The 26,566-nt window shown below is 56.3% G+C and carries 27 protein-coding genes and 1 pseudogene; 18 read left to right on the top strand and 10 right to left on the bottom strand.

All coding sequences use genetic code 11. The features are described 5' to 3' along the window. The first annotated feature begins 142 nt into the window (after nucleotides 1–142). The 6 genes and pseudogenes from M2416_RS01115 to M2416_RS01090 all read left to right on the top strand — a co-directional run bounded on the left by M2416_RS01115 (nucleotide 143) and on the right by M2416_RS01090 (nucleotide 4,061). Complete coding sequence (locus M2416_RS01115; protein ID WP_076945310.1) at nucleotides 143–1,381, top strand: MFS transporter; 1,239 nt, start codon at nucleotides 143–145, stop codon at nucleotides 1,379–1,381. Nucleotides 1,382–1,605: 224 nt separating this feature from the next. Further along, nucleotides 1,606–1,770: pseudogene (locus M2416_RS01110) on the top strand (helix-turn-helix transcriptional regulator); the annotation flags it as partial. Nucleotides 1,771–1,782: 12 nt separating this feature from the next. Beyond that, complete coding sequence (locus M2416_RS01105) at nucleotides 1,783–2,295, top strand: helix-turn-helix transcriptional regulator (RefSeq protein WP_254846072.1); 513 nt, start codon at nucleotides 1,783–1,785, stop codon at nucleotides 2,293–2,295. A 68-nt stretch (nucleotides 2,296–2,363) separates the two neighbouring features. Beyond that, nucleotides 2,364–3,113 carry an SDR family NAD(P)-dependent oxidoreductase gene (locus M2416_RS01100; protein WP_259221676.1) on the top strand — a complete coding sequence of 250 codons (750 nt, stop codon included), beginning with the start codon at nucleotides 2,364–2,366 and terminating at the stop codon, nucleotides 3,111–3,113. Between the two features lie 51 nt (nucleotides 3,114–3,164). Next, nucleotides 3,165–3,665: a P-loop nucleotide/nucleoside kinase family protein gene (locus M2416_RS01095; protein WP_259221675.1), complete on the top strand. Its 501-nt coding sequence runs from the start codon at nucleotides 3,165–3,167 to the stop codon at nucleotides 3,663–3,665. A gap of 51 nt (nucleotides 3,666–3,716) precedes the next feature. Beyond that, complete coding sequence (locus tag M2416_RS01090; RefSeq protein WP_259221674.1) at nucleotides 3,717–4,061, top strand: cupin domain-containing protein; 345 nt, start codon at nucleotides 3,717–3,719, stop codon at nucleotides 4,059–4,061. A 57-nt stretch (nucleotides 4,062–4,118) separates the two neighbouring features. On the opposite strand, the gene M2416_RS01085 is transcribed toward M2416_RS01090, so the two are convergent. Next, complete coding sequence (locus M2416_RS01085; RefSeq protein ID WP_254846060.1) at nucleotides 4,119–4,997, bottom strand: LysR family transcriptional regulator; 879 nt, start codon at nucleotides 4,995–4,997, stop codon at nucleotides 4,119–4,121. A gap of 146 nt (nucleotides 4,998–5,143) precedes the next feature. On the opposite strand from M2416_RS01085, the gene M2416_RS01080 reads away from it, so the two are divergent. Both M2416_RS01080 and M2416_RS01075 read left to right on the top strand, forming a co-directional pair. Then, on the top strand, nucleotides 5,144–5,860 hold the full coding sequence (locus M2416_RS01080) for an AzlC family ABC transporter permease (RefSeq protein WP_259221672.1): 717 nt from the start codon (nucleotides 5,144–5,146) through the stop codon (nucleotides 5,858–5,860). Continuing rightward, complete coding sequence (locus M2416_RS01075) at nucleotides 5,850–6,155, top strand: AzlD family protein (RefSeq protein WP_076945316.1); 306 nt, start codon at nucleotides 5,850–5,852, stop codon at nucleotides 6,153–6,155. The genes M2416_RS01080 and M2416_RS01075 overlap by 11 nt, the downstream gene beginning before the upstream one ends. Here the strand turns inward: M2416_RS01075 and M2416_RS01070 are convergent, their stop codons facing one another. Both M2416_RS01070 and M2416_RS01065 read right to left on the bottom strand, forming a co-directional pair. Further along, on the bottom strand, nucleotides 6,156–7,349 hold the full coding sequence (locus M2416_RS01070) for an MFS transporter (RefSeq protein ID WP_259221667.1): 1,194 nt from the start codon (nucleotides 7,347–7,349) through the stop codon (nucleotides 6,156–6,158). A gap of 200 nt (nucleotides 7,350–7,549) precedes the next feature. Further along, a complete protein-coding gene (locus M2416_RS01065) occupies nucleotides 7,550–8,686 on the bottom strand; it encodes an alpha/beta hydrolase (protein ID WP_259221665.1) in 1,137 nt (378 codons plus the stop codon). 197 nt (nucleotides 8,687–8,883) lie between these two features. Between M2416_RS01065 and M2416_RS01060 the strand changes: the two genes are divergently transcribed. Continuing rightward, nucleotides 8,884–9,768, top strand: a complete 885-nt coding sequence (locus M2416_RS01060; protein ID WP_259221663.1) for a LysR family transcriptional regulator — start codon at nucleotides 8,884–8,886, stop codon at nucleotides 9,766–9,768. Between the two features lie 99 nt (nucleotides 9,769–9,867). After that, nucleotides 9,868–10,458, top strand: a complete 591-nt coding sequence (locus M2416_RS01055; RefSeq protein WP_259221661.1) for a nucleotidyltransferase family protein — start codon at nucleotides 9,868–9,870, stop codon at nucleotides 10,456–10,458. Nucleotides 10,459–10,511: 53 nt separating this feature from the next. Here the strand turns inward: M2416_RS01055 and ampR are convergent, their stop codons facing one another. Beyond that, nucleotides 10,512–11,381 carry a LysR family transcriptional regulator AmpR gene (gene ampR, locus M2416_RS01050; RefSeq protein ID WP_259221658.1) on the bottom strand — a complete coding sequence of 290 codons (870 nt, stop codon included), beginning with the start codon at nucleotides 11,379–11,381 and terminating at the stop codon, nucleotides 10,512–10,514. A gap of 128 nt (nucleotides 11,382–11,509) precedes the next feature. Between ampR and ampC the strand changes: the two genes are divergently transcribed. Next, the gene (ampC, locus tag M2416_RS01045) at nucleotides 11,510–12,667 is read left to right on the top strand and encodes a class C beta-lactamase (RefSeq protein WP_259221657.1); all 1,158 of its coding nucleotides are present in this window, start codon (nucleotides 11,510–11,512) and stop codon (nucleotides 12,665–12,667) included. A gap of 274 nt (nucleotides 12,668–12,941) precedes the next feature. Here the strand turns inward: ampC and M2416_RS01040 are convergent, their stop codons facing one another. Continuing rightward, nucleotides 12,942–14,474, bottom strand: a complete 1,533-nt coding sequence (locus tag M2416_RS01040; RefSeq protein ID WP_259221655.1) for an EAL domain-containing protein — start codon at nucleotides 14,472–14,474, stop codon at nucleotides 12,942–12,944. Between the two features lie 345 nt (nucleotides 14,475–14,819). Between M2416_RS01040 and M2416_RS01035 the strand changes: the two genes are divergently transcribed. Both M2416_RS01035 and M2416_RS01030 read left to right on the top strand, forming a co-directional pair. After that, nucleotides 14,820–15,131, top strand: a complete 312-nt coding sequence (locus M2416_RS01035; RefSeq protein ID WP_041145099.1) for a hypothetical protein — start codon at nucleotides 14,820–14,822, stop codon at nucleotides 15,129–15,131. A gap of 266 nt (nucleotides 15,132–15,397) precedes the next feature. Further along, nucleotides 15,398–15,700 carry a putative quinol monooxygenase gene (locus M2416_RS01030; protein WP_041145100.1) on the top strand — a complete coding sequence of 101 codons (303 nt, stop codon included), beginning with the start codon at nucleotides 15,398–15,400 and terminating at the stop codon, nucleotides 15,698–15,700. Between the two features lie 202 nt (nucleotides 15,701–15,902). Here the strand turns inward: M2416_RS01030 and M2416_RS01025 are convergent, their stop codons facing one another. Continuing rightward, nucleotides 15,903–17,183, bottom strand: coding sequence for a YeaH/YhbH family protein (locus M2416_RS01025; protein ID WP_041145101.1), 1,281 nt, complete (start codon nucleotides 17,181–17,183; stop codon nucleotides 15,903–15,905). Between the two features lie 155 nt (nucleotides 17,184–17,338). Beyond that, nucleotides 17,339–19,273, bottom strand: coding sequence for a protein kinase YeaG (gene yeaG, locus M2416_RS01020; RefSeq protein ID WP_041145102.1), 1,935 nt, complete (start codon nucleotides 19,271–19,273; stop codon nucleotides 17,339–17,341). Between the two features lie 429 nt (nucleotides 19,274–19,702). On the opposite strand from yeaG, the gene M2416_RS01015 reads away from it, so the two are divergent. From M2416_RS01015 to M2416_RS01005, 3 genes are all read left to right on the top strand, one after another. After that, nucleotides 19,703–20,449, top strand: coding sequence for a MipA/OmpV family protein (locus M2416_RS01015; RefSeq protein WP_041145103.1), 747 nt, complete (start codon nucleotides 19,703–19,705; stop codon nucleotides 20,447–20,449). A 91-nt stretch (nucleotides 20,450–20,540) separates the two neighbouring features. Continuing rightward, entirely contained in the window at nucleotides 20,541–21,395 is an 855-nt protein-coding gene (locus M2416_RS01010) for an aldo/keto reductase (RefSeq protein WP_259221654.1), read from the top strand. Between the two features lie 98 nt (nucleotides 21,396–21,493). Next, complete coding sequence (locus tag M2416_RS01005; RefSeq protein ID WP_041145105.1) at nucleotides 21,494–22,951, top strand: DASS family sodium-coupled anion symporter; 1,458 nt, start codon at nucleotides 21,494–21,496, stop codon at nucleotides 22,949–22,951. A 92-nt stretch (nucleotides 22,952–23,043) separates the two neighbouring features. Here the strand turns inward: M2416_RS01005 and M2416_RS01000 are convergent, their stop codons facing one another. Both M2416_RS01000 and gapA read right to left on the bottom strand, forming a co-directional pair. Beyond that, the gene (locus M2416_RS01000) at nucleotides 23,044–23,928 is read right to left on the bottom strand and encodes a D-hexose-6-phosphate mutarotase (protein ID WP_259221653.1); all 885 of its coding nucleotides are present in this window, start codon (nucleotides 23,926–23,928) and stop codon (nucleotides 23,044–23,046) included. A gap of 87 nt (nucleotides 23,929–24,015) precedes the next feature. Next, on the bottom strand, nucleotides 24,016–25,011 hold the full coding sequence (gapA, locus tag M2416_RS00995) for a glyceraldehyde-3-phosphate dehydrogenase (RefSeq protein WP_041145107.1): 996 nt from the start codon (nucleotides 25,009–25,011) through the stop codon (nucleotides 24,016–24,018). Nucleotides 25,012–25,350: 339 nt separating this feature from the next. Between gapA and msrB the strand changes: the two genes are divergently transcribed. Both msrB and M2416_RS00985 read left to right on the top strand, forming a co-directional pair. Next, entirely contained in the window at nucleotides 25,351–25,764 is a 414-nt protein-coding gene (gene msrB / locus M2416_RS00990) for a peptide-methionine (R)-S-oxide reductase MsrB (protein WP_041145108.1), read from the top strand. Between the two features lie 44 nt (nucleotides 25,765–25,808). After that, the gene (locus tag M2416_RS00985; RefSeq protein ID WP_045855010.1) at nucleotides 25,809–26,084 is read left to right on the top strand and encodes a YeaC family protein; all 276 of its coding nucleotides are present in this window, start codon (nucleotides 25,809–25,811) and stop codon (nucleotides 26,082–26,084) included. Nucleotides 26,085–26,156: 72 nt separating this feature from the next. Here the strand turns inward: M2416_RS00985 and yajD are convergent, their stop codons facing one another. Then, the gene (yajD, locus tag M2416_RS00980; RefSeq protein WP_041145110.1) at nucleotides 26,157–26,501 is read right to left on the bottom strand and encodes an HNH nuclease YajD; all 345 of its coding nucleotides are present in this window, start codon (nucleotides 26,499–26,501) and stop codon (nucleotides 26,157–26,159) included. Nucleotides 26,502–26,566: the final 65 nt, after the last annotated feature.

Here is a 26,566-nt window from a genome sequence, read left to right as displayed (position 1 = left end):
GTAACTTCAATAATTGAATACGTATTCACGACAATTTCATGCCGTCAACGATACCGGGCAAAGGGAGATTCAGCCAGAGGGAAGAGCCGGTAAATGCCGTTCTTGATTGGTTAAAAACCATTAATTCTCAGAGGTTCAAACCATGTTTCAAGCACTACTTCGCCGACCTGAAGCCCGGCTCTTTTTTATCATTAGCATTCTGTTTTTTATCTGTATTCACAGCATTGACGCTTTTCTGGCGCCGATGATGCTGGAGAGGGGCATTGAACCGCAGGTGATGGGGATAATCATGGGGGCCAGCGGGCTGGCGACGCTGCTGATCCGCTTTCCGCTGGGGATCGTCTCTGACGTGGTGAAAAGTCGGAAAATCTTTATTCAAATCAGCCTGCTGCTGCCTATCTTCACCTGGCCTCTGGCCTGGCTGGAGCCGAATGCGGTGACCCTGTATCTGGCGAAGGCGGCGGACGGCGTAACGGCCGCGACGTGGGTTTTGTATAACATCCTGTTTATCCGCTACTTTGACCGTAAAGAAGCCCCGGCCGCCGTGGCGCTGCTGGCGCTGGCCGGTCCGGTGGGCGTGTTCATTGGCAACTGCATCGGCGGGTTATTAATTCACTATTTTGAGAACAACATCGCGTTTTTACTCTCCTGCGTCTCCGGGCTGCTGGCGCTGATCCTGACCACTCGCATCAGCGACGTGCACGATTCGGTGCGCGCCCCGACGCTGCAGGCCTGTATCGCCGGGGCGCGTAAGCAGCTCTGCGATCGCTCCGTGTGGCTGATTGGTATTTTAGCCACCATCGTTATTCTGGTGCCGTTCGCCACCCGCGATACCCTGACCCCTATTTACGCCGAAAAGCTGGGGGCCCGGGCGGGGATCCTGTCGCTGCTAAGCAATATCCATCTGATCTTCTATGCGCTCGCCATCGCCCTGTGCAGCTCGGTTTTCTATAAGCGCCTGGGCGTGATGAAAACCGCCGTGGTGGGGATTATTCTGCAGATCCTCTCGACGCTCGGTATTCCCTTTACCGACAATATGTACCTCATCTATGCCCTGCAGGCGTTGGCCGGTTTCTCATTCGGTATGGCCTTTGCCGCGTTCATGTCTCTTAGCGTGATTAATACCACCCCGGACGAACAGTCCACCCGGATGGGGCTTTTCCAGACGATTTACTCGCTGGGAATGTTCGTCGGCCCGGTGATTATGGGACTGATGCTGCAGCATATTAATCTGTCGTCCGGCTATCTGTTAATTGCCGCGCTGTCGGTGGTTGCCGCCATTATTACGCCGCTGTCCGTGCGCTGGGTTAATAACCGGCAGATAGATGCCTCATCTCAGCTATCCGATAACGCACGGCTGGCCTCCGCCCGCGAACGGTAATTTTTCTCAGCGAACTTCTCTATCCTGACCCGACTACGGGTTTCAAAGGTGGTCTGCAATCAGGCCTGCGATAGATGCCGCCGCATTGAGGAATGGGGTATTCTTCAGCTATCTATTATCAGGCCGTTGCCGATCGGCGTTTGATTCTCTGCGCCCGTCCCGGTATTAACACCCGCTGCCGGGCAAAGCGCAGAACGAGGCACGGCGAATAACAGGAAAACGCGATGACCCGCACGCAAAGGCTTCTTGAAATGCTCCAGATCCTGCGGGAGCACCGCTATCCGGTTACCGCATCGACCCTTGCAGACAGTTTGGCGATAAGCGTGCGCACCGTTTACCGGGATATTCAGACGCTCCAGCAGCAGGGGGTCTGCATTGAGGGCAGTTCCGGCATGGGATATATGATTAAGTCGGACTATCATCTGCCGCCGCTGGTTTTTACGGCCCAGGAAATTAACGCCCTGACGCTTGGGCTAAGCTGGGTTTGTCATAATACCGATGCGGATTTTAAAAAGATCGCTAAAAGCACGCTGGCTAAAATACATTCGGTGACGCCTGATAAATTAAAGGAGCATATCGAGTATCAGTCATTGCTGACCGGGCCGGGTGAAAAAGATGAGGCTTTTTTTCCTGAGCTGCGCCACGCAATTAATCACCGACATAAAGTTCAAATAGCCTATTGCGCTAAAAACGAGCGGCGCTCTTCCCGAGTAATATGGCCGGTGGCGCTGGTTTATATGGAGGAGTGCTGGCTGCTGGCCGGATGGTGCGAACTGCGAAAAGATTTTCGCCACTTCAGAACCGACCGGATAATACACATCGCGCTGCTTGCTGATAAATATAACGAAAGCAGGATCGGCTTATTGCGAAAATGGAGGGCGCAGGAGGGGCTTCGCCTGGACGACGAGTACTGACAAAAGCTGTCACTGCCTTTTCATATACTCCTGTAGAGCAAAAAACATCATTCTCTACAGGAGCGAACATGAGCTTTCAACACAAAGTCGCAATAGTGACCGGCAGCACCGCCGGCATCGGTGAGGTGGTCGCGGAGCAATTACACCAGGCGGGGGCGCGGGTGGTCGTGGTCGGTCGATCCCGCGAACAGGCGGAGCGCAAGGCTAAATCGCTGTCAGCGGATGGACGCACCGCGGCGGGTATCGCCTGCGATGTTTCGCAGCCGGAGCAGGTGAGGCGGATGATCGATGAGGTGGTGTCCCGCTTTGGCAGACTGGATTATGCGGTTAATAACGCGGGAATCACCGGCGAAAGTAATAAAAATATTGCGCAGCAGACGATAGATAACTGGGAGAAGGTGATCGCCACCTCTTTGAGCAGCGTGTTTTACTGTATGAAATATGAAATTCCGCCGCTGCTAAAATCCGGCGGCGGGGCGATCGTGAATTTATCCTCAGTCAATGGCCTGGTCGGTATTCCCGGGCTGGCGCCCTATACGACGGCCAAACACGGCGTTATTGGCCTCACCCAAACCGCCGCGCTGGAGTTTGCGCAGCAGGGCCTGCGGGTCAACGCCGTGGCTCCGGGATACGTCAGCACGCCGCGTATAAATCAACTGCCCGCAGACGTTCAGCGCGCCTTTGCGAATAGCCATCCGCTAAAGAGAATGGCTAAAATGCAGGAGGTGGTGGATTTTATCCTGTTCCTGCTGTCAGAAAAGTCAGGGTTCTGCAGCGGAGGCGTCTATCCCATCGATGGCGGCTACCTGGCGGAGTAAATGCTTGCCTGTGACGATATTCTCCGGCCAAAGGGAGATTAAGGACCAACGATGTTCATTATTTTCAGCGGCTTACCCGGTAGCGGGAAAAGCACGATTGCGCAGGCGCTGGCGAAGCGATTCGGCGCCTTCTATCTGCGGATAGACACCATCGAGCAGGCAATCCGCGAAGCGGATGAACATCCGCGGGATATGGGGCCTGAGGGCTACTTTGTCGCCTGTTCAGTGGCGAGGGAAAACCTCAAGATGGGGGCGACGGTCGTTGCCGATTCGGTGAACCCCCTGACCCTCACGCGCGATGCTTACCGCGACGTTGCGCGCTCTACGGGGCGCGACTTCTTAGAGATAGAAGTGGTGTGCTCCGACAGGGATGAACATCGCCGGCGAGTCGAAACCCGGACATCAGAGGTCAAGGGATTAATCCTGCCGGAGTGGCATAACGTTACCGGCCTGCATTATGAGCCCTGGAACAGAGAGCGGCTGGTGCTCGACAGCGGAAAACTGTCCGTTGAGCAATGCGTTACGCTGGCGGTCGCCGCGCTTGCTCGGTAAGCTTGTCGTCACTTCCCCGAGCAGCGGATAGCTTAAAAAAGGAGCAGGGTGATGATTTCAAAAGAGAACGCTGAGCATTATGTCTGGGGCGATAGTTGCGACGGTTGGTATCTGCTCAACCGCCAGGACATGCTCATTATTCACGAAAAAATGCCGCCGGGCACCTGCGAAAAGCGCCACTATCATTGCCTGTCCAGACAGTTTTTCTTCGTGCTGCAGGGGGTTCTTACCATGGAGCTGGCGGGGAAGAGGCTCGAGATCGGCGCTCAGCAGGGGCTGGAAATTCCCCCCGGGTCAGAGCACCAGGCGAGAAACGATAGCGATTCTGCGGTGGAGTTTATCGTTATCTCCCATCCGATGACGCGCGGCGATCGAACCGACCTCGCGCCATCCTGACAGTCAATCCCGGGCTGGCGCCGTTAGCGGCGATCGTCCGGGGCATAAAACGGGCCGTCAGCGCTGCTCGGGGTCGCGATAAGCGAAAGGGTACGCCGCCGACGTTCTCAGCGTCCTCAGCAGCGACTCATACAGGCTCCCGACCGCCTGAGAGTCTTTTGACGCCCGGCTGCGGTATAAGGCCACCGCCATCGGCTCAAGCGGCCCGAGCTGCTGCTCCCTGCCCAAAATTTGCAGGTGCGGCGGGGCGCTACACTGGGTCAGCACCGCGACCGCCAGCCCGCTCTCCACTGCCGCAATCTGACCTGAGAGGCTGGAGCTGTTATAAACCACTTTATACCGGCGTCCCTGTAGGGCTAGTGCGTTGATAGCGCTGCGTTTTGCCATGCTCGTACTTTCGTATACCGCCACGGGCAGCGGGTCGCGCCGCCAGACCTCAAACTGTGCAGAACCGACCCACACCATCGGTTCATAGAATAGCAGCGTCCCCTGGCCGGAATTTTCCCGCGAGACCAGCGCAAGGTCTAAATCGCCGCTCTCAACGCGCGGGATCAGCGACGTCGATTGTTCGCAGCTGAGCTCGATCTCTATCGAGCCAAAGTTAGGGGCAAACCTCTTGAGGGCCGGCGTCAGGTATTTGGCCGCATAGTCGTCCGGCACGCCCAGCCGAATGCGCCCCGTGAGCTCCTCGCCGTGAAAGGCGGCCTGGGTCTCAGCGTGCAGATCAAGCATCCGCCTGGCATAGCCCAGCAGCTTCTGTCCTTCGGGCGTGAGCTGGTTTTGCCGGGGGCCGCGCAGGATAAGCTGGCAACCGAGAGCCGATTCAAGCTTTTTAAGCTGCATGCTCACCGCCGACTGGGAGCGGTGAACCTCAGGCGCTGCCGCAGAAAGCGATCCCGCATCGACGACGGCGACAAAGCATTTGAGCCAGTCCATCTGGAGATCCTGAAAATGCACGCTGTCTCCATATATTCGATAATCAAATAGTATCATCCATTATTATGCGTTTTTATCGATCGCGCAACGCGGGCATAGTGGCTCTCAATTGAGGTTTGCGCCACTGGAAGAAGACGATGCCCGCGATGACGAAAAACAGCGCCGATTTAGCTTTGCTGAGCGGTTCACTTATTGGCTCCGGCTTTCGCGAGCTGATGCCGATTTCATTATTTGTCGCCGTTTTCGGCGCCGCCTTTGGCCTCGCGGCCTCGCAGGAGGGCCCAAGCCATCTTACGGCGACCATGATGAGCCTGCTGGTTTTCGCCGGCTACGCCCAGTTTGCCGCGCTTGGCCTGTGGGGAGAGCCGGTGCCGCTAGTCACGCTTGCGGCGACCGTTTTCGCGATCAATGCCAGGCATCTGCTAATGGGGGCCACGCTGTATCCGTGGCTACGCTATTTATCCCCGGCCAGGCGCTATGGGATCATGGCGGTCGCATCCGATGCGAACTGGGCGATGGCGATACAGGCATTTAGCAGGGGCAAACCGGGGCTGGGCCTGCTCTTTGGCGGCGGTCTGGCGCTGTGGCTTTTTTGGGTTGTCGGCACGGTGGTGGGGCTCTACTTCGGCAGCGCAATCCACGATCCCCAACGCTACGGTCTCGATATGGTGATGGGATGCTTTCTCCTCTCCATGGTGTTTGAGGGGGAAAGAAGCCCGCGGACGTGCATTATCTGGAGCGTGGCGGCGGGCGCCTCGCTGATGGCCTATAAATGGCTGCCACAAAACAGCCACGTCATTGCCGGCGCTATCGCCGGAGGGATCGTGGGCATCGTGCCGGGAGGCAAAAAAAGTGAACGTTGAGATGTCGGATGCCGGGGCGGTAATGGTCATTATCGTGATGGCGCTGGTGACGCTCGCCACCCGCTGGGGTGGCGTGTACGTGATGTCTTTTGTGCCGCTCAACGGCAAAATAAAAAGCTTTATTCAGGCCATGTCCGGGTCCGTGCTGGTGGCCATTATCGCCCCCACGGCAGCGAACGGTGACAGAGGCGCCCAGATGGCGTTGCTGACCACCGCCATCCTGATGCTGGTGCTTAAAAGGCCCCTCATTGCCATCGCTGGTGGGATCCTCGTCTCAGCATTCGTCAGACGGTGATTAACGCGCGTCGGCTTGTTGACGGGCGGTGAAAAACGTCAGCACGACGGCGGCAAGCAGCAGCGCGAGACTCATCGCAAAAGCGTACTGCCAGCCGAAATGGTCAAACACAACGCCGCCTGCCGTCGAACCCAGGGCGATAGAGAGCTGGATCGTCGCGACCATCAGCCCACCTCCGGCCTCGGCATCTTCGGGCAGGGTGCGGGCTACCCATGTCCACCATCCGGTGGGCGCAGCGGTGGCAAACATCCCCCAGAGGCCCAACAGCAGGGCAACAATCCACAGGCTGTGCCCGGCCAGTATCAGCATCCCGGCGATGGCGGCCATCAGCAGAGGCAGGGCCATCAGCGTCAGGTAAAACCTTGCGTTGAGGAACGCGGAGACGAACAGCGTGCCAACAAAACCCGCCACCCCGATAGTGAGCAGGATAAGCGACAGGCCGGAGCTATTTACCCGCGTTACCGTCTCCAGAAACGGGCGCACGTAGGTAAATAACGCAAACTGCCCCATAAAGAACAGGCCGCAGGCAGACATGCCCATGGCGACCGCCGGGCGGTCGAACAGCCGAAACACGTTTGCGCGCGGCGCGCGGCTTGTGCTGCCCGCCATATTGGGCAGGCTGAAGCACTGCCAGATGAAGGCGACTATCGCCACGGGCACCAGGCACAGGAAGGCACCGCGCCATCCAATAGTGGTCCCGAGATAGCTACCCAGCGGCGCGGCCACCACCGTCGCCAGCGCGTTACCGCCGTTAAAAATAGCCAGCGCGCGGGAAACCTGGTGCTGCGGCACAAGGCGAATGGCGGTGGCCGCAGACAGCGACCAGAATCCGCCGATGGCAATACCAATCAGGGCTCGTCCCGCCATGTAGATCGCAAAGCTGGAGGCGAGGGCGATAACGATCCCCGACAGCGCCATCAGAGCCGTCATCCCCAGCAGGAGGTATTTGCGATTCACGTTGCCGGCAATAGTGGAAAGGGTCAGGCTGGTCAGGACCGCCAGCGCCCCGGAGATGGCAATTCCCTGGCCTGCCAGCCCCTCGGTCACGGCCAAATCTTTGGCAACCGGCGTCAGCAGGCTGACCGGCATAAATTCCGAGGCAATCAGCACGAAAACGCACAGGGTCATGGCAAAAATGCCGCCCCAGCGGGCGTGCTCTTTAGCGCGGGGTGTTACAGGATTCAGTGTGGACATGGGCTACATCTCTGAATATCGCTCCGGGCTGGCGGTGCTCGCGCCGGAACGGACGCTATTTATGCAATAGCGATCGACATTATGGATAAGGATGAAGTGCGATGTTGTCAGCGGGGCTCGATAACATCAGGCTGGAGGCGGCGGAATAAAAGCCGCCGGCCAGCGTCCGGCGGCTTGTTAAAGGTTAGCTTTCGAGGTTTCTACTTTAAGCCGTCTTTGAAGAACTGCTCGAAGCGCGCAAAGGGTATTTTACCGGCGACGTTGTCGTAGAGGTCCACGTGGTTCGCGCCCGGCACAATAACCAGCGCCTTCTGCTTGCTGCCGACGGCTTTAAAAGCATCTTCCGCAAAGTAGCGCGAGTGGGCCTTTTCGCCCGTCACGATAAGCGTTGGGATGGTGATTTCACTGGCGTAGCTCAGCAGCGGCATATTCATAAACGATAAAGGCGTTGTCGCCGTCCATGCGCCGGTGGAGTTCACCGAACGTTCGTGGAAACCGCGCGGCATCCGGTAGTAGTCAAAGAACTCTTTCAGCACCGGGTGAGGATCGGCGGGGAGGGTCTCAGGCAGAATACGTTCTGCAGCGCTGGCTTTGCCGTTCTGGTCGACGTAGATGTCGTGACCGGCATGGGCGAAGGTTCCGCTCTGCGCATCCTTCCAGCGCTGCTCGTTCAGGTACTGCAGGACGGCGCGGCGATCGGCCGTGGAATAACGGTCTTTGCCTTCGCCAACGCCGTGGCCCATCGCCCGGCTCATGTCGTACATCACGCTGGTAGCGACCGCCTTAATGCGGGTATCCATTGCCGCCGCGTTCAGCGCCATCCCGCCCCAGCCGCAGATGCCGAGGATGCCAATACGGTTGCGATCGACCTCTTTTTGTAAGCCGAGGAAATCAACCGCCGCGCTAAAGTCCTCGGTGTTGATATCCGGAGAGGCGACGTTACGGGGGTGACCGCCGCTCTCGCCGGTATAGGAGGGATCGAACGCCAGCGTCACAAAGCCTTGCTCAGCCATAGTCTGCGCATACAGGCCGCTGGATTGCTCTTTCACCGCGCCAAAGGGCCCGCTGACCGCGATTGCCGCCAACCGGCGATCTCCCCGCTGTTTGGGGAGATAAAGATCGCCCACCAGGGTGATGCCATACCGGCTCTGGAATGACACCTTACGGTGATCCACCTTACTGCTTTCGGCGAAGGTCTTATCCCATTTTTCAATCATCGAAACGGGCGCATTTGGATTGGTCGTATCAGCATAACTCATTGTCGTGACTCCACTTAATGATGCACATAGCAGCATCGCAGGTATAGCGGACGTCAGTTTTTTGGTGAAAGCATTCATCAAAATTCCCCTGGGAAAAAGGATACAGGTACAGGTTTCATCCGCACAACGCGGCGGTGCTTTGTTTCATGGGGGCTCATTATAGTTAGCAAAAATAGTGCTGATTAGAGGGGGTAAAGTGCTAGGATTAATATCATATTGTTATAGAAAGGGCGGCGAAGCGGGCGAGATGTCGCCCGGCACCGCAGGAGGCACTGGTGGCAAAACGGGAAAACTACAATGAGCTCTACCTGTTTATGCAGGTGGTGCGGGAGGGGAGCTTCACCGCAGCGGCCCAGCGGCTTGGGCTGGCGCAGTCGGGAATTAGCCGTTCCGTTCGCGAGCTCGAAGAAAGGCTGGGCGTCCAGCTTCTGGTGCGCACCACGCGCAGGCTATCCCTGACGCAGGCGGGCGAGCAGCTCTACCAGACGGCCGAGTCCGGATTTGACGCCTTAGATTCGGGGCTTACCACGCTGGCGCACTATCGTCAGACCCCGTCCGGCACGGTGCGCATCAATGCCAGCCAGCACGCCATTGATAAATGCCTCCTGCCAAAGCTCGCGGTATTTAAGCAACGCTATCCCGATATCCGGCTGGAGCTGATGAGTGAAAGCCGCTTCGTCGATATTATTGCCGAGAGATTCGATGCGGGCGTCCGTTTGGGTCCGGAGGTGGGCAGCGGCATGATCGCGGTACGCATTACGCCGGATATGGAGATGGTCGTTGTCGCCACTCCCGAGCATTTTCGTCGCTACGGCTTTCCGCAAACTCCGGCTGAGCTGGCGGCGCACCCCTGTATTGCCTATCAGTTTGGCGACGGAAGCCTGTACCAGTGGGAGCTCAATCTGGACGGTAAAAAAATGACCCACCGACCGCAGGGGCAGTGGGTCTTCTCCGATAGCTACATGGAGGCAGAGGCCGCCCGGCTAGGCCTGGGGCTGGCCTATGTTCCCGAAGAGCTGGTGGCCGATGATTTAGCGCGCGGCGTGCTTATCCGAGTGTTACAGCCCTACAGCCTGCGCATGGAGGGCTCATTCCTCTATTATCCCCATCGCAACGTGTCGCCGGCCCTGAGAATCGTCATTGATACACTGAAGATATGAGGCGCGCCGCGACAGTTTAATGCAGGGCATCAGGGAACCAGGAGCGAGCTGCGGGGGCTAAAGCGACAATAACCGGAAGGGGAACAGGTGAGGAAGACGATGGAATATCAGCAGGCGTTGCAGAGATTGTTGTTAGACGATGCCGTGAGGATGAAGGCGCTTTATGCCGTTCAAACCTTAAGGCTCAACGACGGCTGGATCGGCGCTGGATTCGTGCGGGATGCGGTCTGGGACCACCTGCATGGATACGGCCAGCGGCCCGTCGGCGGAGACGTTGACGTGGTGTGGTTTGACGCTGTGCGCTGCGCTGCCGATGGCGATCGCCTTCTGGAAGCCGCGCTGAATCAAGTGAGCCCCGCATTCGACTGGTCGGTGAAGAACCAGGCCAGAATGCATCACCATAGCGGCAATGCGCCGTACCGCTCTACGGAGGATGCTATCCGCTACTGGCCTGAAACGGCCACGGCTGTCGCCGTCAGAATAGGCGACACGGGCCTTATTGAGGTTATTGCTCCCTACGGCCTTGCCGATCTATTCGCGCTCCGCCTAAGGCCGACGCCGCAGTTTGAGCAGCAAAGGTTGTCCGTGTTTAAACATCGGGTTGCCGCCAAAAGGTGGGTTGAGCGTTATCCCCAGCTGCAGCTTATTGTTCCCGGAGAGCCGGAGCAGGGCGAACGGGCGCTTTCCTGATGGGCGTCACTCTCTCGAACCGGGGATATTTTTCGCAATTATAGGGCAATGGCTTACCACTGCTTCGCTATCCAGGCAGCAAAGTCGCGCATGGCTACAGTTTCGGGGCGTGACTGCAGCCGAGTGAGCCAGTATCCGCCGCAATGAATCTCCGTCGGGAACGGCTGCACGATGCGCCCGGCGCTGAGCAAGTGGCTAAACATGCTGGCTGGCGCAATCGCAATTCCGGCCCCGCACTGCGCCACCTCCAGCATCGCCAGCGAGGTGTCAAAAACCATCACCGGATGCGTCGGTGCCGGCGGGGCTTCACCGGCCTTCGTCATCCATGTTGCCCATTCGTCGCGGCGGTAGGAGCGCAGCAAGGTGTACTTAAGCACATCCGCCGGTTTGTAGAGCGTCTGGGCTATCGCCGGCGTGCAGAGCGCGGTGAGCGGCGCATCGCAAAGAAATATGGCCTCGGTATCGTGCCAGGCGCCGTTGCCGAAACGAAGGGTATAGTCCAGCCCTTCGGCTGCGGGATCGACCCGGTTGTTATGCGTCGACAGATGCAGGTCGATATGCGGGCAGCAGCGGCGAAAATCCTCCAGCCGGGGCAGCAGGAACCCCACCGCAAATGTTCCGACGACGCCTATTTTTAGTTTTTCTCGCCGTTGCGGGGCGCTAAATCGATCGAGCGTATCGGCGATGATGTCGAAAGAACCGTTCAGCACCGGCAGGAGGTTTTCGCCCTCTGTCGTCAGCGTCAGCCCGCGCGATACCCGCACAAATAGCTGACAATTAAGGTGTTCTTCCAGCGATCTTACCTGCTGACTGATCGCAGAGTGCGTGACGTTGAGCTCAACGGCTGCGCGAGTAAAGCTTAAGTGCCGGGCGGCGGCTTCGAAAGCGCGTAGGGCATTCAGTGGGAGATAGCTTCTGGTCATGGCCATATGTGTTAGAAAAACTGCAGGCAGATGCTAAGTTTAATCGTTTGTCAGAGCGAGTCAAAGCCCACAGACTTAGCGCGTTTTCAGGCCCTGAACTCTCTCTCACTCTATGGAAGGTTTTACCCATGCAAAAAATGTTGAACGGCGTTCTGGCACTGTCCGCGCTTTCGCTCACCGCGGCAAGTCTTGCTGCGCCGAAGACGCTCACCGAGCAGCAGATTTCTCAGGTGGTCACCCAAACCATCGAGCCTCTGCTCAAAGAGCAGGCGATCCCTGGCATGGCGGTGGCGGTTATTTATCAGGGCCAGCGGTACTATTTTACCTGGGGCAAAGCGGACGTCGGCAGCGGCCGCCCGGTCACGACGGACACGCTGTTTGAACTTGGCTCAGTGAGCAAAACTTTCACCGGCGTACTGGGCGCAGACGCCGTGGCCCGCGGCGAAATCAAGCTCAGCGACAACGCCAGCCGCTACTGGCCGGAGCTTAACGGCAAGCGGTGGCAGGGGATAACGCTGCTGGATCTGGCAACCTATACCGCAGGCGGGCTGCCGCTACAGGTGCCGGATAACGTTACGGACAGGGCCTCGCTGCTCGATTTCTACCGGCGCTGGCAGCCGCAGTGGGCGCCGGGCAGCATGCGCATTTATGCCAACAGCAGCATCGGTCTGTTCGGCATGCTGGCAGTGAAGCCTTCCGGGCTCGGTTTTGAAGACGCCATGAGCCAGCGGGTCCTGCGGCCGCTGAATCTCAACCATACCTGGATTAACATTCCGGCTGCGGAAGAGAAAAACTATGCCTGGGGCTATCGCAGCGGCCAGTCGGTGCACGTTTCACCCGGTATGCTGGATGCCGAATCCTACGGGGTGAAATCAACGATTACGGATATGGCCGCCTGGCTACAGGCCAATATGGCGCCCCGGGAGGCCAGCAGCCCCACGCTCAGAAAAGGCCTCGAGATGGCGCAGGCGCGCTACTGGCGGATTGGCGATATGTATCAGGGGCTGGGCTGGGAGATGCTCAACTGGCCGGTCAATGGCGCGGCGATAGCGAAAGGTGGCGATAACGAGGTGGCGCTGGCCCCGCATCCGGCAGCGGCGATAGAATCGCCGGTCCCGGCGGTCGCCGCCTCATGGGTACATAAAACCGGCTCTACCGGGGGATTCGGCGCCTATGTGGCGTTTATCCCGCAGCTGCAGCTGGGGATTGTTATGTTAGCGAATAAGAGCTACCCGAACCCGGCGCGCATCACCGCCGGATATACCATCCTCAACGCTTTGCAGTAAATCCGCGCGCCCGCAAGATAGGCTCTTCGGGCGCCGCGGTATTTCGGTGAGCCGCTTAAACGCCAGCGGTAGCTAGAATGTTTGCCATTGATTGTCTGCGAAAAGTAACGTCTTCCTGACGTTTTTGGAACGGCCTGCCGCACGGCGGTGGCCTGCACCCGATCGGACAACATCCGTGACAGATGGCGCGAAGCAGGCTGCTGTCGGACTTACAGCGAGAGGGGGGGCATTAACGATTTTTTATCTCGTCGGCCAGAATGTCGGGCCGATCCTGTCACTCAACCTGCACCCGTACTTTCGGTTTGGATAACAAAATAGTGACTAATTCAGCGAAAGGGACGGGCCTGAAGAAATAGTACCCCTGCATAAATGTGATTTTTTTGCGCATGAGATAGTCGAGCTGCTCCTGCGTTTCCACACCTTCAGCAACGATGCTTATCGAGAGTTTATGTGCCAGGTCAAGAACGGAATCCAGTATAAGCGTCGAGTCTTCATGCTCATTTACCCTGCCGACAAAACTTTGATCAATTTTGATGTAATCGATATGAAGGTCCTGCAGGTAGGAAAGCCCGGAGTAGCCGGTGCCAAAATCATCAAGCGCAATGGCAAAACCATTTGCATGCAGTTTCTTGAAAGTCTGGACAAGTGTTTCATTGATCTCCAGAGGCTCACGCTCCGTCAACTCAATGACCAGGTTCAAATCGCGCCGGCTGAAACTGTCCTTATATTTCAGACACTCTTCAGGGAATGTCGGTGCAGCGATATGGGAAGCGCTGTAGTTAAGCCCAACGTGGAAGCCTTCCGGCAATTTACTGGCAATGGTGTTCATATCAGACGCAACCTGGGCCATCAGGCTTTGCGTTAACGGCACGATCAAGCCTGATTTTTCCGCTACAGGAATAAATGACGCCGGGGAAATATCGCCTTCTGGCGGATGCCGCCATCTGGCCAGCACTTCCACACCACGCAGCGTGCCGTCTTTGCCATTTACGATGGGCTGATAAAAAGGGACAATTTCACCCTCGACAATTGCCCGCTGGAGCTCTTCTTCAGGGGACGTATTTTTAGTCAGATACTTCTTCAGAATATAAGCGGCAAGGCAGGACATCAGCAGTAAAAACAGTAATACACCTCCGGCCCGGCTGAGCATATTCAGCAGGTTTTGCAGACTGAAAAACGCAGTGGGGTCGTATTGAATGCTGAAGGGATATTCTGTAGCCGCAAGGTGTAGAAGATGATGCTGCGCTTCATTTACCTTGGTGACGTCACCCGAGATACCTAAGAGAGTATTTCCTACCTTCAGTGCGTACCCGGCGCCTTTTAGCGGGATGTCCAGGGCATCCCTGATATGCTTGTCGCTCACGGTGACGATGATACGGCTGTCAGCAAATTCTGTCTGAATTAAAAGAACAGGCAGACCGTTTACGGTGCCGCTGGCAGGTATGAGGAACAAAGGTGAATTCGGCCATGCGGAGGCGTTAACAAGTAGCACGCGATTCCCCGGCAGGGATGAACACCAGACCACGCCCTGGCGGAGAATAATGATCGTTCTGAGATGGGGCTGCAGTGATGCTTCGCTGCCGAGCCGATATTGCTCTTCCGGGCCACAGCCTTTTTCGACAATACTCATTGCCGTCCGCGTGGCAAGCCTGGCTTCATTAAGAATCACATTCATATTCTTTACCGCATGCTCTGCGCCGGCAAGTCTGTCTGCGCGCTCGGTATACCAGAATTGTGTATTCAGAATAAAAACACCCAATATAAACATTGCCACGGCTACGACAATGGGAATAAGCGTGTTGCGCATTTATATATCCTGGGTAAGTTCGAAGCCGACTTCTCTGGGGCATCAGAAGTGCCTGGTTTTATCATTATAAAAAGCATGGTTGATAAAATTTAAATTAACCATCATTAACATTGAAATATATCATAAGAAACCAGTACTTATTCTGAGAGGCTAAGTTCCAGGCTTAAAGCGGGCGATGGCCTTGCTTGCGGGTCCGCGGTGAGCGAAAAGGGGAGCGACAGCCGTGAAGAAGCCTGTGCTGGCACCCTGAATTTTTTCGAACTACGCAGCGACGCTTCCGGGAAAAACCATAAGGTGCTTTCCAGGGGTATGGTTATATCTTTAGCATCACACGAGGAAGAATTGATGATTGTCAGGACCTGGCACGGCTGTGTTCCGCTTAAACATGCGGAAGGTTTTGCGAAGCACCTTGAAAGGACCGGCGTGGAGCATTCAAGGAGCATACGCGGAAACCGGGGGGCGTTCGTACGCCGGGAAACCCAGGGAGACCGGGAGCATTTCTTTCTGGCAACCTACTGGCAGGATCTGCATTCGGTAAAGGAATTCGCGGGAGAAAACTATCACGTAGCAGTGACTTACCCGGACGACGAAGAGTTTGAGCTCCTTTCCGATCCTTACGTTTTCCAGCACGTTGTCGAAGCTGTTTCACCGCTTTGACTTGATCTCCGCGGCACCCGTCTACCGGTTGCCCGGATTTGCTTTCACATTGGTCATCGCTGCGCAGTGCTAAAGGCCTGATTGGGGCTTTCGGAGCGGCTGACTTTCTGCAGGGAAGGGCGTGCCGTCGTGCACTTCCCGAGAGCAAACGCTATGCTGCTGCCAGCAAAAAATGACGGACGTCGGCGCGAACGGGCCCGGTGCGGCCGAGGTCCCGGTCATCCCCGGGACGATTGCGTATCCGTTTTCACTGAGAGGACGACCCTATGCTAAAAGTTATTGCCGAAGATTTTATCAAGCTCGAATGCGTTGCAACCGTTCTGCCGTTATACCGGGAGCTGGTCGCGGCAACCAGGCTGGAGCCGCTGTGCATCGCCTACGATCTCTATACTGATGAAAAGGATCCCGGACATTTCATTTTTATCGAGGAGTGGCCAGACCATGCGGCCCTAGACGCCCACTGTGCCAGCGAGCATTTCAGACGACTGGTCCCGTTGATCGACCGGCACAAGCGGGAAGAGGCCCGATATATCCTGATGAACGGTCAGGTGAACCCGACGGGTGAGTAAAGCCGGCACCAGCTCTATAATTACTCAGGCGACCCGCCGTGGCGTTCGTACTAGCCTTCCCGGCGACGGATGGCCCGAGGCGGCTTTAGGCGCAGGGGCATGGTGAAACGGGAAGAAGCGCAGCGGCAAGGGGAGAATAGCTCTTCGGCAGTGATGAGAAAATCAGCCAGAAAATAGCATTAACTGGCTGATTTTTTTTGGGTTAACTGGTGGTAGTGCCCTGCTTATGGAACAGCTCGCGGAACACCGGGTAGATATCTTCCTGGTCGCGTATATGCTGCATGGCGAAGTTTTCAAAGGTCGTCTGCAGATGTTCATATTCACGCCATAGCGTCTGGTGGGCGCGGCGGGTTATCTCAATGTAGCTGTAGTAGCGCACCACCGGCAGGATGTTCTTCGCCAGCAGCTCGTGACACAGCGGCGAGTCGTCCGCCCAGTTATCGCCGTCCGACGCTTGCGCGGCGTAGATATTCCACTGCGACGGGTCGTAGCGCGCTTTAACCACTTCATCCATCAGCTTCAGCGCGCTGGAGACGATAGTGCCGCCGGTTTCCTGCGAATAGAAAAACTCGTGTTCATCCACCTCTTTTGCCTGGGTATGGTGGCGGATATAGACCACCTCGACGTTTTTATAGGTCCGGCTGAGGAACAGATACAGCAGGATATAAAAACGTTTGGCCATATCTTTGGTGACCTGATCCATCGAGCCGGAAACGTCCATCAGGCAGAACATCACCGCCTGGCTGGAGGGCTCGGGCCGTTTTTCGTAATTCTTATAGCGCAGATCGAAGGTATCGATAAACGGCACGCGGTCAATCTTCGCCCGCAGCTCGGCTATCTCCTGGCGCAGCCGCTCCTCTTCCAGCAGCTGTGCGGGCTCGCTTTTGCTAATGACGTCCAGATCCGCTTCCAGCGCGCGCAGTTCGCGGCGCTTGCCGGCGGTCATGGCGGTACGTCGCGCCAGCGAGTTTTGCAGCGAACGCACCACGCTGATGTTCGCCGGGACGCCGTTAGCGGTAAAGCCCGCCCGGTGCGTCTTGAACTCGGTCAGCTGCCGCTGCTGGTTTTTCTTCAGATTCGGCAGGGCGAGATCTTCAAACAGCAGGTCGAGATACTCGTCTTTGGATATCTGAAAGACAAACCCATCTTCGCCTTCGCCGTCGGCGCTGGCTTGCCCCTGGCCGCTACCGCCGCCGCCTCCGCCGCCCTGCGGGCGTTCAATACGGTCGTTTTGCACAAAATGGTCGTTGCCGGGATGCACGCGATTGCGCAGGCCGCCGCGACCCTGATGAAACATCGGTTCGTTGATATCATCCGTCGGAATAGAGACGGATTCTCCGCTCTCAATATCGGTCACCGAGCGCTTGTTGATAGCCTCAGAGATCGATTGTTTTATCTGCGCCTTGTAGCGACGCAAAAAGCGCTGGCGATTCACCGCACTTTTATTCTTTCCGTTCAGGCGCCGGTCTATAAACCAGGTCATATGCCCCCCGTACTGCATTTGCCAACCATACACGTCATACTTCAAGCCGCATTTGCGTTGCTTACCCCGGACGCTTACCTGAGTAAACGTCCGGAGCTCCCTGCAACTCGAATTGCTGGTCTCTCTTACCCCGCTGCGAGCGGGCTTGCCGAACGTCAGGACGATTTACGTACCCGCAAATACCATTCGCACAGCAGACGTACCTGCTTACGGGTGTAGCCTTTCTCCATCATCCGGTCGACGAAGTCGTCGTGCTTTTTCTGCTCGTCGGTAGAGGTTTTGGCGTTGAACGAAATAACCGGCAGCAGCTCTTCGGTATTGGAGAACATTTTCTTCTCAATAACCGTGCGCAGTTTTTCGTAGCTGGTCCAGTTCGGGTTGCGTCCGCTGTTATTTGCTCTGGCGCGCAGCACGAAGTTGACTATCTCGTTACGGAAGTCTTTCGGGTTGCTGATCCCCGCCGGTTTTTCAATTTTTTCCAGCTCCGCGTTCAGCGATTCACGGTCAAACAGCTGGCCGGTATCCGGATCGCGGTACTCCTGATCCTGAATCCAGAAATCCGCATAGGTGACGTAACGGTCAAAAATGTTCTGCCCGTATTCGGAGTAGGATTCGAGATAGGCGGTCTGGATCTCTTTGCCGATAAACTCGGCGTATTTCGGGATCAGGTAGCCTTTGAGGAACTCGAGGTAGCGCTCCGACTGCTCCTGCGGGAACTGCTCGCGCTCGATTTGCTGCTCGAGGACGTAGAACAGATGCACCGGGTTAGCGGCAACCTCGGCGTGATCGAAGTTAAATACCCGCGACAGTATTTTAAAGGCGAAGCGGGTGGAGAGACCGTTCATGCCTTCATCGACGCCGGCATAGTCGCGATACTCCTGGTAGGATTTCGCTTTCGGGTCGGTATCTTTCAGGCTCTCACCGTCATAGACGCGCATTTTAGAGTAAATGCTCGAGTTTTCCGGCTCTTTCAGGCGCGACAGAATCGAGAAGCGCGACAGCGTTTCAAGAGTGCCTGGGGCGCAAGGCGCGTGGGTCAGTTCGCTGTTGTTGAGCAGTTTTTCATAGATACGCATCTCTTCGGAAATGCGCAGGCAATAAGGCACCTTGACGATATAGACGCGGTCGAGGAAGGCCTCGTTGTTTTTGTTATTACGGAAGGTCACCCACTCGGATTCGTTCGAGTGCGCGAGGATAATCCCGTTAAACGGCAGGGCGGAGATCCCTTCTGTGCCGTTATAGTTGCCTTCCTGGGTGGCGGTCAGCAGCGGATGCAGCACCTTAATCGGCGCTTTGAACATCTCGACGAATTCCATGATCCCCTGGTTGGCGCGGCACAGGGCGCCGGAGTAGCCGTAGGCATCCGGATCGTTCTGCGCGTAGTGCTCGAGCTTGCGAATATCAACCTTACCGACCAGGGCCGAGATATCCTGGTTGTTCTCATCGCCGGGTTCGGTTTTGGCGATGGCAACCTGCTCCAGAATCGACGGCCACACCTTGATGACGCGGAATTTGGTGATATCGCCGCCAAACTCATGCAGGCGCTTGGCCGCCCACGGCGACATAATGGTGCCGAGATAGCGGGTCGGTACGCCATATTCCTTATCGAGGATCTGCGCATCTTCCTGCGGATTAAACAGGCACAGCGGGTGGTCGTTCACCGGGCTGCGCTCGCCGTTGGCGCTCAGCACGTAAACCGGTACGCGCTGCATTAATGATTTCAGACGCTCGGCAAGGGATGATTTACCGCCGCCCACCGGCCCCAGCAGATACAGAATCTGTTTCTTCTCTTCCAGACCTTGTGCGGCATGCTTCAGGTAAGAAACGATCTGCTCAATGGCATCTTCCATGCCGTAAAACTCTTCAAATGCCGGATAGCGTGCGACAACCCGGTTTGAAAAGAGACGGGACAGCCTTGGCTCCAGGGCCGTATCGACCATTGCAGGTTCACCAATGGCCATCAGTAGCCTTTCTGCCGCGTTGGCATAAGCACTGCGATCTTGCCGGCAGATGGTAAGAAACTCCTGCAGTGTGAACTCTTCGTCCTTGGCAGCTTCATAACGCTGGCGATAGTGATCGAATATATTCATGGCATGCCGTCCTTTCGTATTTAGCACAAGTTGAGAGCGTTCATATGAATAGTGGGTGCTCCCGGAAGAGGTAAGCAGAGCGCGACGTCTACTGATTCTCCAGCAACCCTTATGCCAGGTTGTCGACGAGATTAAGATAACGCGCCCTGCAATGACGCCTTCTAAATTAAAGCGTAGATGCATTTAGAAAACTTGCATGCAGCGAAAAATCAATTTCAATGACATATCAATAACTCATCCCAAAAAGGGCCGCTATTTCGCACGTCTTGCCGGGGTCCTTCATCCTGTTGTCATGAAGCCGCAGGTGGGGGCACGCGAATTGACGAGAGAGTGAGTCATTTTTTGTAATGACGGGTAAAGAATTTGAGGCATGAGGCCTACGACGTTAAACTGCCTGCGCGGATTATTTGACAAACGGGAATATGGATTGTGAAGAAGATCAAATCTCTGGCACCAGGCGTGTGTCTTTTGGCTTGTGTCTCGGCAGCGCACGCCGACGGGAAGTTAACGCTGGGGGCCGGCGTAGGTATCGTCGAAAGCCCGTATAAGCAATATGACGTTGACGTTTACCCGGTGCCGGCTATCAGCTACGAAAGCGATAACTTTTGGTTCCGCGGCTTAGGCGGCGGTTACTATTTATGGAATGACGAGACCGATAAGCTGTCGGTTACCGCCTACTGGTCGCCGATGTACTTTAAGCCCGGCGACAGCGACAGCGAGCAGATGCGTAAGCTGGATCGGCGTAAAACGACGATGATGGCCGGGCTCTCCTACGTGCACAATACCCAGTATGGATTCCTGCGTACGGTGCTGGCCGGCGACACGCTGGACAAAAGCAACGGCATTACCTGGGACATGGCCTGGCTCTATCGCTATACCAACGGCAACCTGACCTTAACGCCGGGTATCGGTATGGAGTGGAGCAGCGACAACCAGAACGAATACTACTACGGCGTCTCGAAGCGCGAATCCGAGCGCAGCGGCCTGCGCAGCTACGACCCGGATAGCAGCTGGAACCCGTATCTCGAACTGTCGGCAAACTATCGCTTCCTCGGCGACTGGAGCGTGTACGGCGTGGCGCGCTATACCCGTCTGTCCGACGAAATCACCGACAGCCCGATGGTGGACAAATCCTGGAGCGGCCTGATTTCTACCGGGATCACCTACACTTTCTGATAGTGCATCTTTATAGAGATATCTGTGCATCAAAACAGGGCGTAATGCCCTGTTTTGCATTACGGTGGTGCAATAGTGACAGGAGGTAGCGATGAGCGTAAAAATGCGCCGTTTCGGCGACCAGCAGGCGGTTCCCGCCATCGGGCAGGGAACCTGGTATATGGGGCAAAGCAGCGCGCATCGTGCGCAGGAAGCGGCTGCACTGCGAGCGGGCGTTGAGCTCGGGCTGACGGTTATCGATACCGCCGAAATGTACGCTGACGGCGGGGCGGAAGAGGTGGTGGGCGAGGCGATTCGCGGCCTGCGCGACCGCGTAACGCTGGTGTCGAAAGTCTATCCGTGGCACGCCGGCGGGCAAAAAATGCGCGAGGCCTGTGAGGCCAGCCTGCGTCGCCTGAAGAGTGATTATCTCGATCTCTATCTGCTGCACTGGCCGGGGGAGTTCCCGCTGGCCGAAACCGTCGAGGCGATGGAGGCGCTGGTTGCCCAGGGCAAAATTCGCCGCTGGGGCGTCTCCAACTTCGATACCGACGATATGCAGGCGCTGTGGCAGGTGCCCGGCGGCAGACGCTGTGCGACCAACCAGGTGCTGTATCATCTGGCATCGCGCGGCATTGAATACGATCTGCTGCCGTGGTGCCAGCAGCAGCCGCTGCCGGTGATGGCCTACAGCCCGCTGGCCCAGGCCGGTCGCCTGCGCGATGGTCTCATGAATCATCCCGCTCTCAACGGCCTGGCGCGGGAAAAGGGCGTCACGGTCGCGCAGCTCCTGCTGGCGTGGATCATCAGCCACGAAGGGGTGATGGCAATTCCAAAAGCCGGGAGCATTGCCCACGTCAAAGAGAACGCTGCCGCGCTTGAGTTAGTGCTCGATGAGAACGATATCGCGGTGATGGAACAGGCCTTTCCGGCGCCGGGGCGCAAAACGCCCTTAGATATGGTGTAAGGGGGCTGATTTTGTAACGGTATCTACGTGATTCGTTGATGGATATCAATGCTCAGCCGTGCTTCTCCTCCTAAAGATAAAAGAAAAAGGAGAATCACATGACTGAACCTAACAAACCCCTGGACGTGAAGCTGGCTTTTCCCCTCTGGAAAGCCGCCCTGACAATCCTGTTCGGCGCACTTATCTGGTTTATCCCTCCCCCCGATGGGTTAGCCATTCACGCATGGCAAATGTTTGCTATTTTTACCGCAACGATCTTTGCCATCATCCTGAAGGTAATGCCGATGGGGGCGGTGACGATGATCGCGCTGATCGTCTCCGCATTTTTAGGGGTAACGCCTCTCTCGCCGGGTAAAAGCGACAAAGTCGCGGCGCTGTCCGGTTTTGCCAACGGTACGATCTGGTTGATTGGTATCGCGATGTTTATCTCCCGGGCGGTGATTAAGACCGGGCTGGGCAAGCGGGTGGCGCTGTGGTTTATTTCCAAATGCGGCTCAAGCATGCTGGGCGTCGCCTATGGTCTGGCCCTTTCTGACGTGGTCCTCGGGCCGGGCATTCCCTCGGCATCGGCGAGGGGCGGCGGCATTATGTATCCGATCACGCAGTCCATTGCCACCGCCTACCAGTCGGAGCCCGGCCCGACGGCCAGAAAAGCCGGCGCCTTTTTAATGCTCTGCGTTTCTCAGATTGACGCCATTGTCTGTACGATGTTTTTAACGGCGATGGCGGGTAACCCGCTGATCGCCGAACTGGCGAGAAGCCAGGGCATTGAAATCACCTGGACGACCTGGTTTGTCGGCGCGATCGTGCCGGGGATCGCCTCGTTGATCCTGCTGCCGCTGGTGCTGTACGCTATTTATCCGCCGCAGCTGAAGAAAACGCCGGAAATCCCGGCGATCGCCAGAGAAGAGCTGCGCAAAATGGGGCCGATGTCGCTGGCGGAAAAAATCCTCGCGCTTGATTTTGTCCTGCTGATCCTGCTCTGGACGGTGGGTGACATTTTCTTTGCCATTCCCGCCACCCTTTCCGCGTTTATTGGGCTGATGGTGCTGCTGGTCAGCAATATTATGTCGTGGAAAAATATCATCGAAGAAAAAACGGCCTGGGATACGATGTTCTGGTTTGCCGTGCTGGTGATGATGGCCAACGCGCTCAATAAATACGGCATGATTAGCTGGATATCTGAGCGAATTGTCGGCTACGTCGGCCACTTTGCATGGATAACGGTGTTTTTACTGCTGGTGCTGGTCTATTTCTATACCCGCTACTTCTTCGCCTCGGCGATGGCGCATATTTCCGCGATGTATCTGGCGTTTCTGGCCGTTGCCGTTTCCGTCGGCGTACCGCCGCTGTTCGCCGCCCTGGTGCTGGGCTATACCTCTAACCTGTCGATGGGCCTGACGCAGTACTCTGGCGGCCCGGGGCCCGCTCTGTTTGGCTCCGGCTATAACACCGCGGGTCAGTGGTGGGGCGTCAGTTTCGTGGTGTCGGTGGCGTCTATTCTCATCTGGCTGGTGCTGGGTGGCGCGTGGATGAAGCTGGTGGGATTCTGGTAACGCGACAGCGCCTGCGGCGTCATGCGTAAAAAAACAGGGCGATTGCGCCCTGTTTTTGATCCTGCGCCTGTGGTTCAGGCAGCGCTGCGGGCTTAGCGCCGGGTGACGCGAATAGTCTGCGCCAGGCGAGACGGCTTCTCTTCGCTGGCTTTCTGCGGCTCGGTAACGCAGCAGGTTTCGACGCAAACGAAGGTTTTGTAGCCGTCGTCCGGCATATCGCCCATGCTCACGGACAGCGCCGGGCCCGGGTTCCAGCCCACCACGTTGTGGTGATGATGATGGACAACGTCAATGCTGCGGTTCAGCGCGCCGTCGTGGATAACGCTGCAGGCATCCGCGTTGAGATAGACGCGGTCGGTGCGATCCGGGAAGGTCTCTTCGCCGTTGCTCAGCACGCCTTCCTGGGCGTTGTTCACCTTATCGATATAGCGATCGCCGAGGCCGCTGACCTTCACCGCCGCGATATCCCCAACGTTGAAGTAGCTATGCAGGGCGGAGGTGGTTTCAAATTCGCCGTGCGCTTCCAGTTCGATTTCGCAGGTTTTACCCAGCTTGAAGCGCGCGTAGAGCGTAAATTCGTGCGGCCAGTACTGACGGGTCTTATCGCTGCTTTTCAGTTCGAAGGTCAGCATCACGCCGCTTTCATCTTCATCATGGCCCTTCAGCGTCCACGGCAGATTGCGGGCGAAACCGTGGGAGGGAAGGCCCTGCTGTGCCGACGGACCAAACCACGGCCAGCAGACAGGCACGCCGCCGCGCAGCGCGACGCCGGTTTTAAACGGCGTGTTCCCGCTCAGCCACAGCACCTCTTCTTCTCCGGCCGGTTTCCAGGAGAGCAGGTGCGCGCCCTGGTAGGCGACGGAGGCTTTGACCAGCGGATGGTCAATGACAATCAGCTCGAGATCGTCAAGCTGGCGGCGGGAGAGGGTAGAGGTAACTTGTTCAATAACCGGGAGAGCAAATATTTTGTTAATCATGGTGCAATCCTTGGTGTGCAGGTACTGAGTTAAGCCATAAAAAAAGGCGACCGAAGTCGCCTTTTTGGATCAGGTTCTCATCTCAACTTATTTGGAGATGTGAGCGATCAGGTCCAGAACTTTGTTGGAGTAACCAGTTTCGTTGTCGTACCAGGAAACCAGTTTCACGAAGTTGTCGTTCAGTGCGATACCCGCTTTAGCATCGAACACGGAAGTGCAAACTTCGCCGTTGAAATCGGTAGATACAACGTCGTCTTCGGTGTAGCCCAGAACGCCTTTCATTGCGCCTTCGGAAGCAGCTTTGATTGCTTTCTTAATTTCTTCATAAGAAGCAGCTTTTTCCAGACGAACGGTCAGGTCAACAACGGATACGTTCGGAGTAGGAACGCGGAACGCCATACCGGTCAGTTTGCCATTCAGTTCTGGCAGTACTTTACCTACTGCTTTAGCAGCACCGGTAGAGGACGGGATGATGTTCTGGGATGCGCCGCGGCCGCCGCGCCAGTCTTTGTGAGACGGGCCATCAACGGTTTTCTGAGTTGCGGTGGTCGCGTGAACGGTGGTCATCAGCGCTTCGACGATGCCGAAGTTGTCGTTGATAACTTTAGCCAGCGGTGCCAGGCAGTTAGTGGTGCAGGATGCGTTAGAAACGATGTCCTGGCCTTCGTATTTGTCAAAGTTAGCGCCTTTAACAAACATCGGAGTGTTGTCTTTGGACGGGCCAGTCAGAACGACTTTTTTCGCGCCAGCAGTGATGTGTTTACGAGCGGTTTCGTCAGTCAGGAACAGACCAGTTGCTTCAGCAACGACGTCAACGCCTACTTCGTCCCACTTCAGGTTAGCCGGATCGCGTTCAGCGGTAACACGGATTTTTTTACCGTTAACGACCAGATGACCGTCTTTCACTTCAACGGTACCGTTGAAACGGCCGTGAGTGGAGTCATACTTCAGCATGTAAGCCATGTAGTCAGCGTCTAACAGGTCGTTGATTGCAACGATCTCGATGTCAGAACGTTCTTGAGCAGCACGGAAAACAATGCGACCGATACGGCCAAAACCGTTGATACCTACTTTGATAGTCATATATTCCACCAGCTATTTGTTAGTGAATAAAAGGTTGCCTGTAAAATTACAAAAACCTTACGCAGCGTCAAGCGGAATCGTGTCAATCATTGCGACAAATCAATCCTGAGCACACCTTTGCGCGATCGATTTGCCTCACTCTCCCTTTGAGCCCAATTCCATATGGGGACTGCGCGCGGAATTTTAAAGGTCGTTAAAGATAAAAATGTGATTTGCATCACAATTATCTAGCTGCCCATCGGCATCGAATAAGTTTAGAACAAAAGTCCACGCTTCATTGTTAATGTTTTGTTAGAATCGAGCGGTTAAAGTTGTCCTTTCACAGCGAGAAGCATGCACATGTCGAATAAACCCTCCTCGGACGAGCTCAAAAAAGAGTTGAGCGAGATGCAGTTTTACGTGACGCAGAATCACGGCACCGAGCCGCCGTTCACCGGCCGACTGCTCCACAACAAGCGAGACGGCGTCTACCACTGCCTGGTGTGCGACGCGGCGCTGTTTCACTCGCAAACCAAGTACGATTCAGGCTGCGGCTGGCCGAGCTTTTTTGAGCCGGTGAGCGATGAGGCTATTCGCTACCTGAATGATTACTCCCACGGTATGCAGCGCACGGAAATTCGCTGCGGCAAATGCGATGCTCACCTTGGACACGTCTTCCCGGATGGTCCGCAGCCGACCGGCGAGCGTTTTTGCGTAAATTCGGCGTCGTTAAGCTTCAACGACGATGATAACGGCGAGCAGATCAAGGGTTAGAGAAACGATTCAGCAAATTATTCCAATGCGGAGTTGAGCGGACGATGGATATCGAGCAAATTATCGACAGTATGACCCCGGAAGTTTATCAGCGTCTGGCCACGGCGGTGGAGCTGGGAAAATGGCCGGATGGGGTGGCGCTAACCCCGGAGCAGAAAGAGAACAGCCTGCAGCTGGTGATGCTGTGGCAGGCGCGACACAACGTCCAGGCCCAGCATATGACGATTGATACCAACGGGCAGATGGTGATGAAGAGCAAGCAGCAGCTGAAGGTGGAGTTCGGCATTACGCCAGAACCTATTGTGACGTTTAAATCCTGAGCGGCACGCGCGGGGGATGCTTGCGCAGGCCCGGCGGGTTTCGCCGCCGGGCGCTGAAGCTTTACGAACCGGTTACTTCTTGTTCATCATCGCTTTAAGATCGGCAAACGGGTTATATTTCGCCTCACCGACGCTCTTCTGCGCGTCTTCGCCCGCCACTACCGTTGAGCCATACTGATCGGCTTCCGTGTACTTGGAGTGCTCGTGGTCGTGGCAGTACAGGCACAGCATCTCCCAGTTACTGCCATCTTCCGGGTTGTTGCCGTGATCGTGATCGATATGGTGCACCGTCAGCTCACGCAGGTTCGAATAGACAAATTCACGGGAACAGCGTCCGCAGACCCACGGGAAGAGCTTCAGCGCCTTTTCGCGATAGCCGACTTCCAGACGGGCGTAGTTTTTGGGGATAAAAGCCATAAAGCCCCATGCCTCCTGTAGCAAATGAAAAGCTGCGCCAAAGCCTGGCGCAGCCGATTGCGACA

The sequence above is a fragment of the Klebsiella sp. BIGb0132 genome (genome assembly GCF_024810075.1).
Lineage (GTDB): Bacteria > Pseudomonadota > Gammaproteobacteria > Enterobacterales > Enterobacteriaceae > Klebsiella > Klebsiella terrigena.
This window is presented reverse-complemented; position numbering and strand designations above follow the sequence as displayed.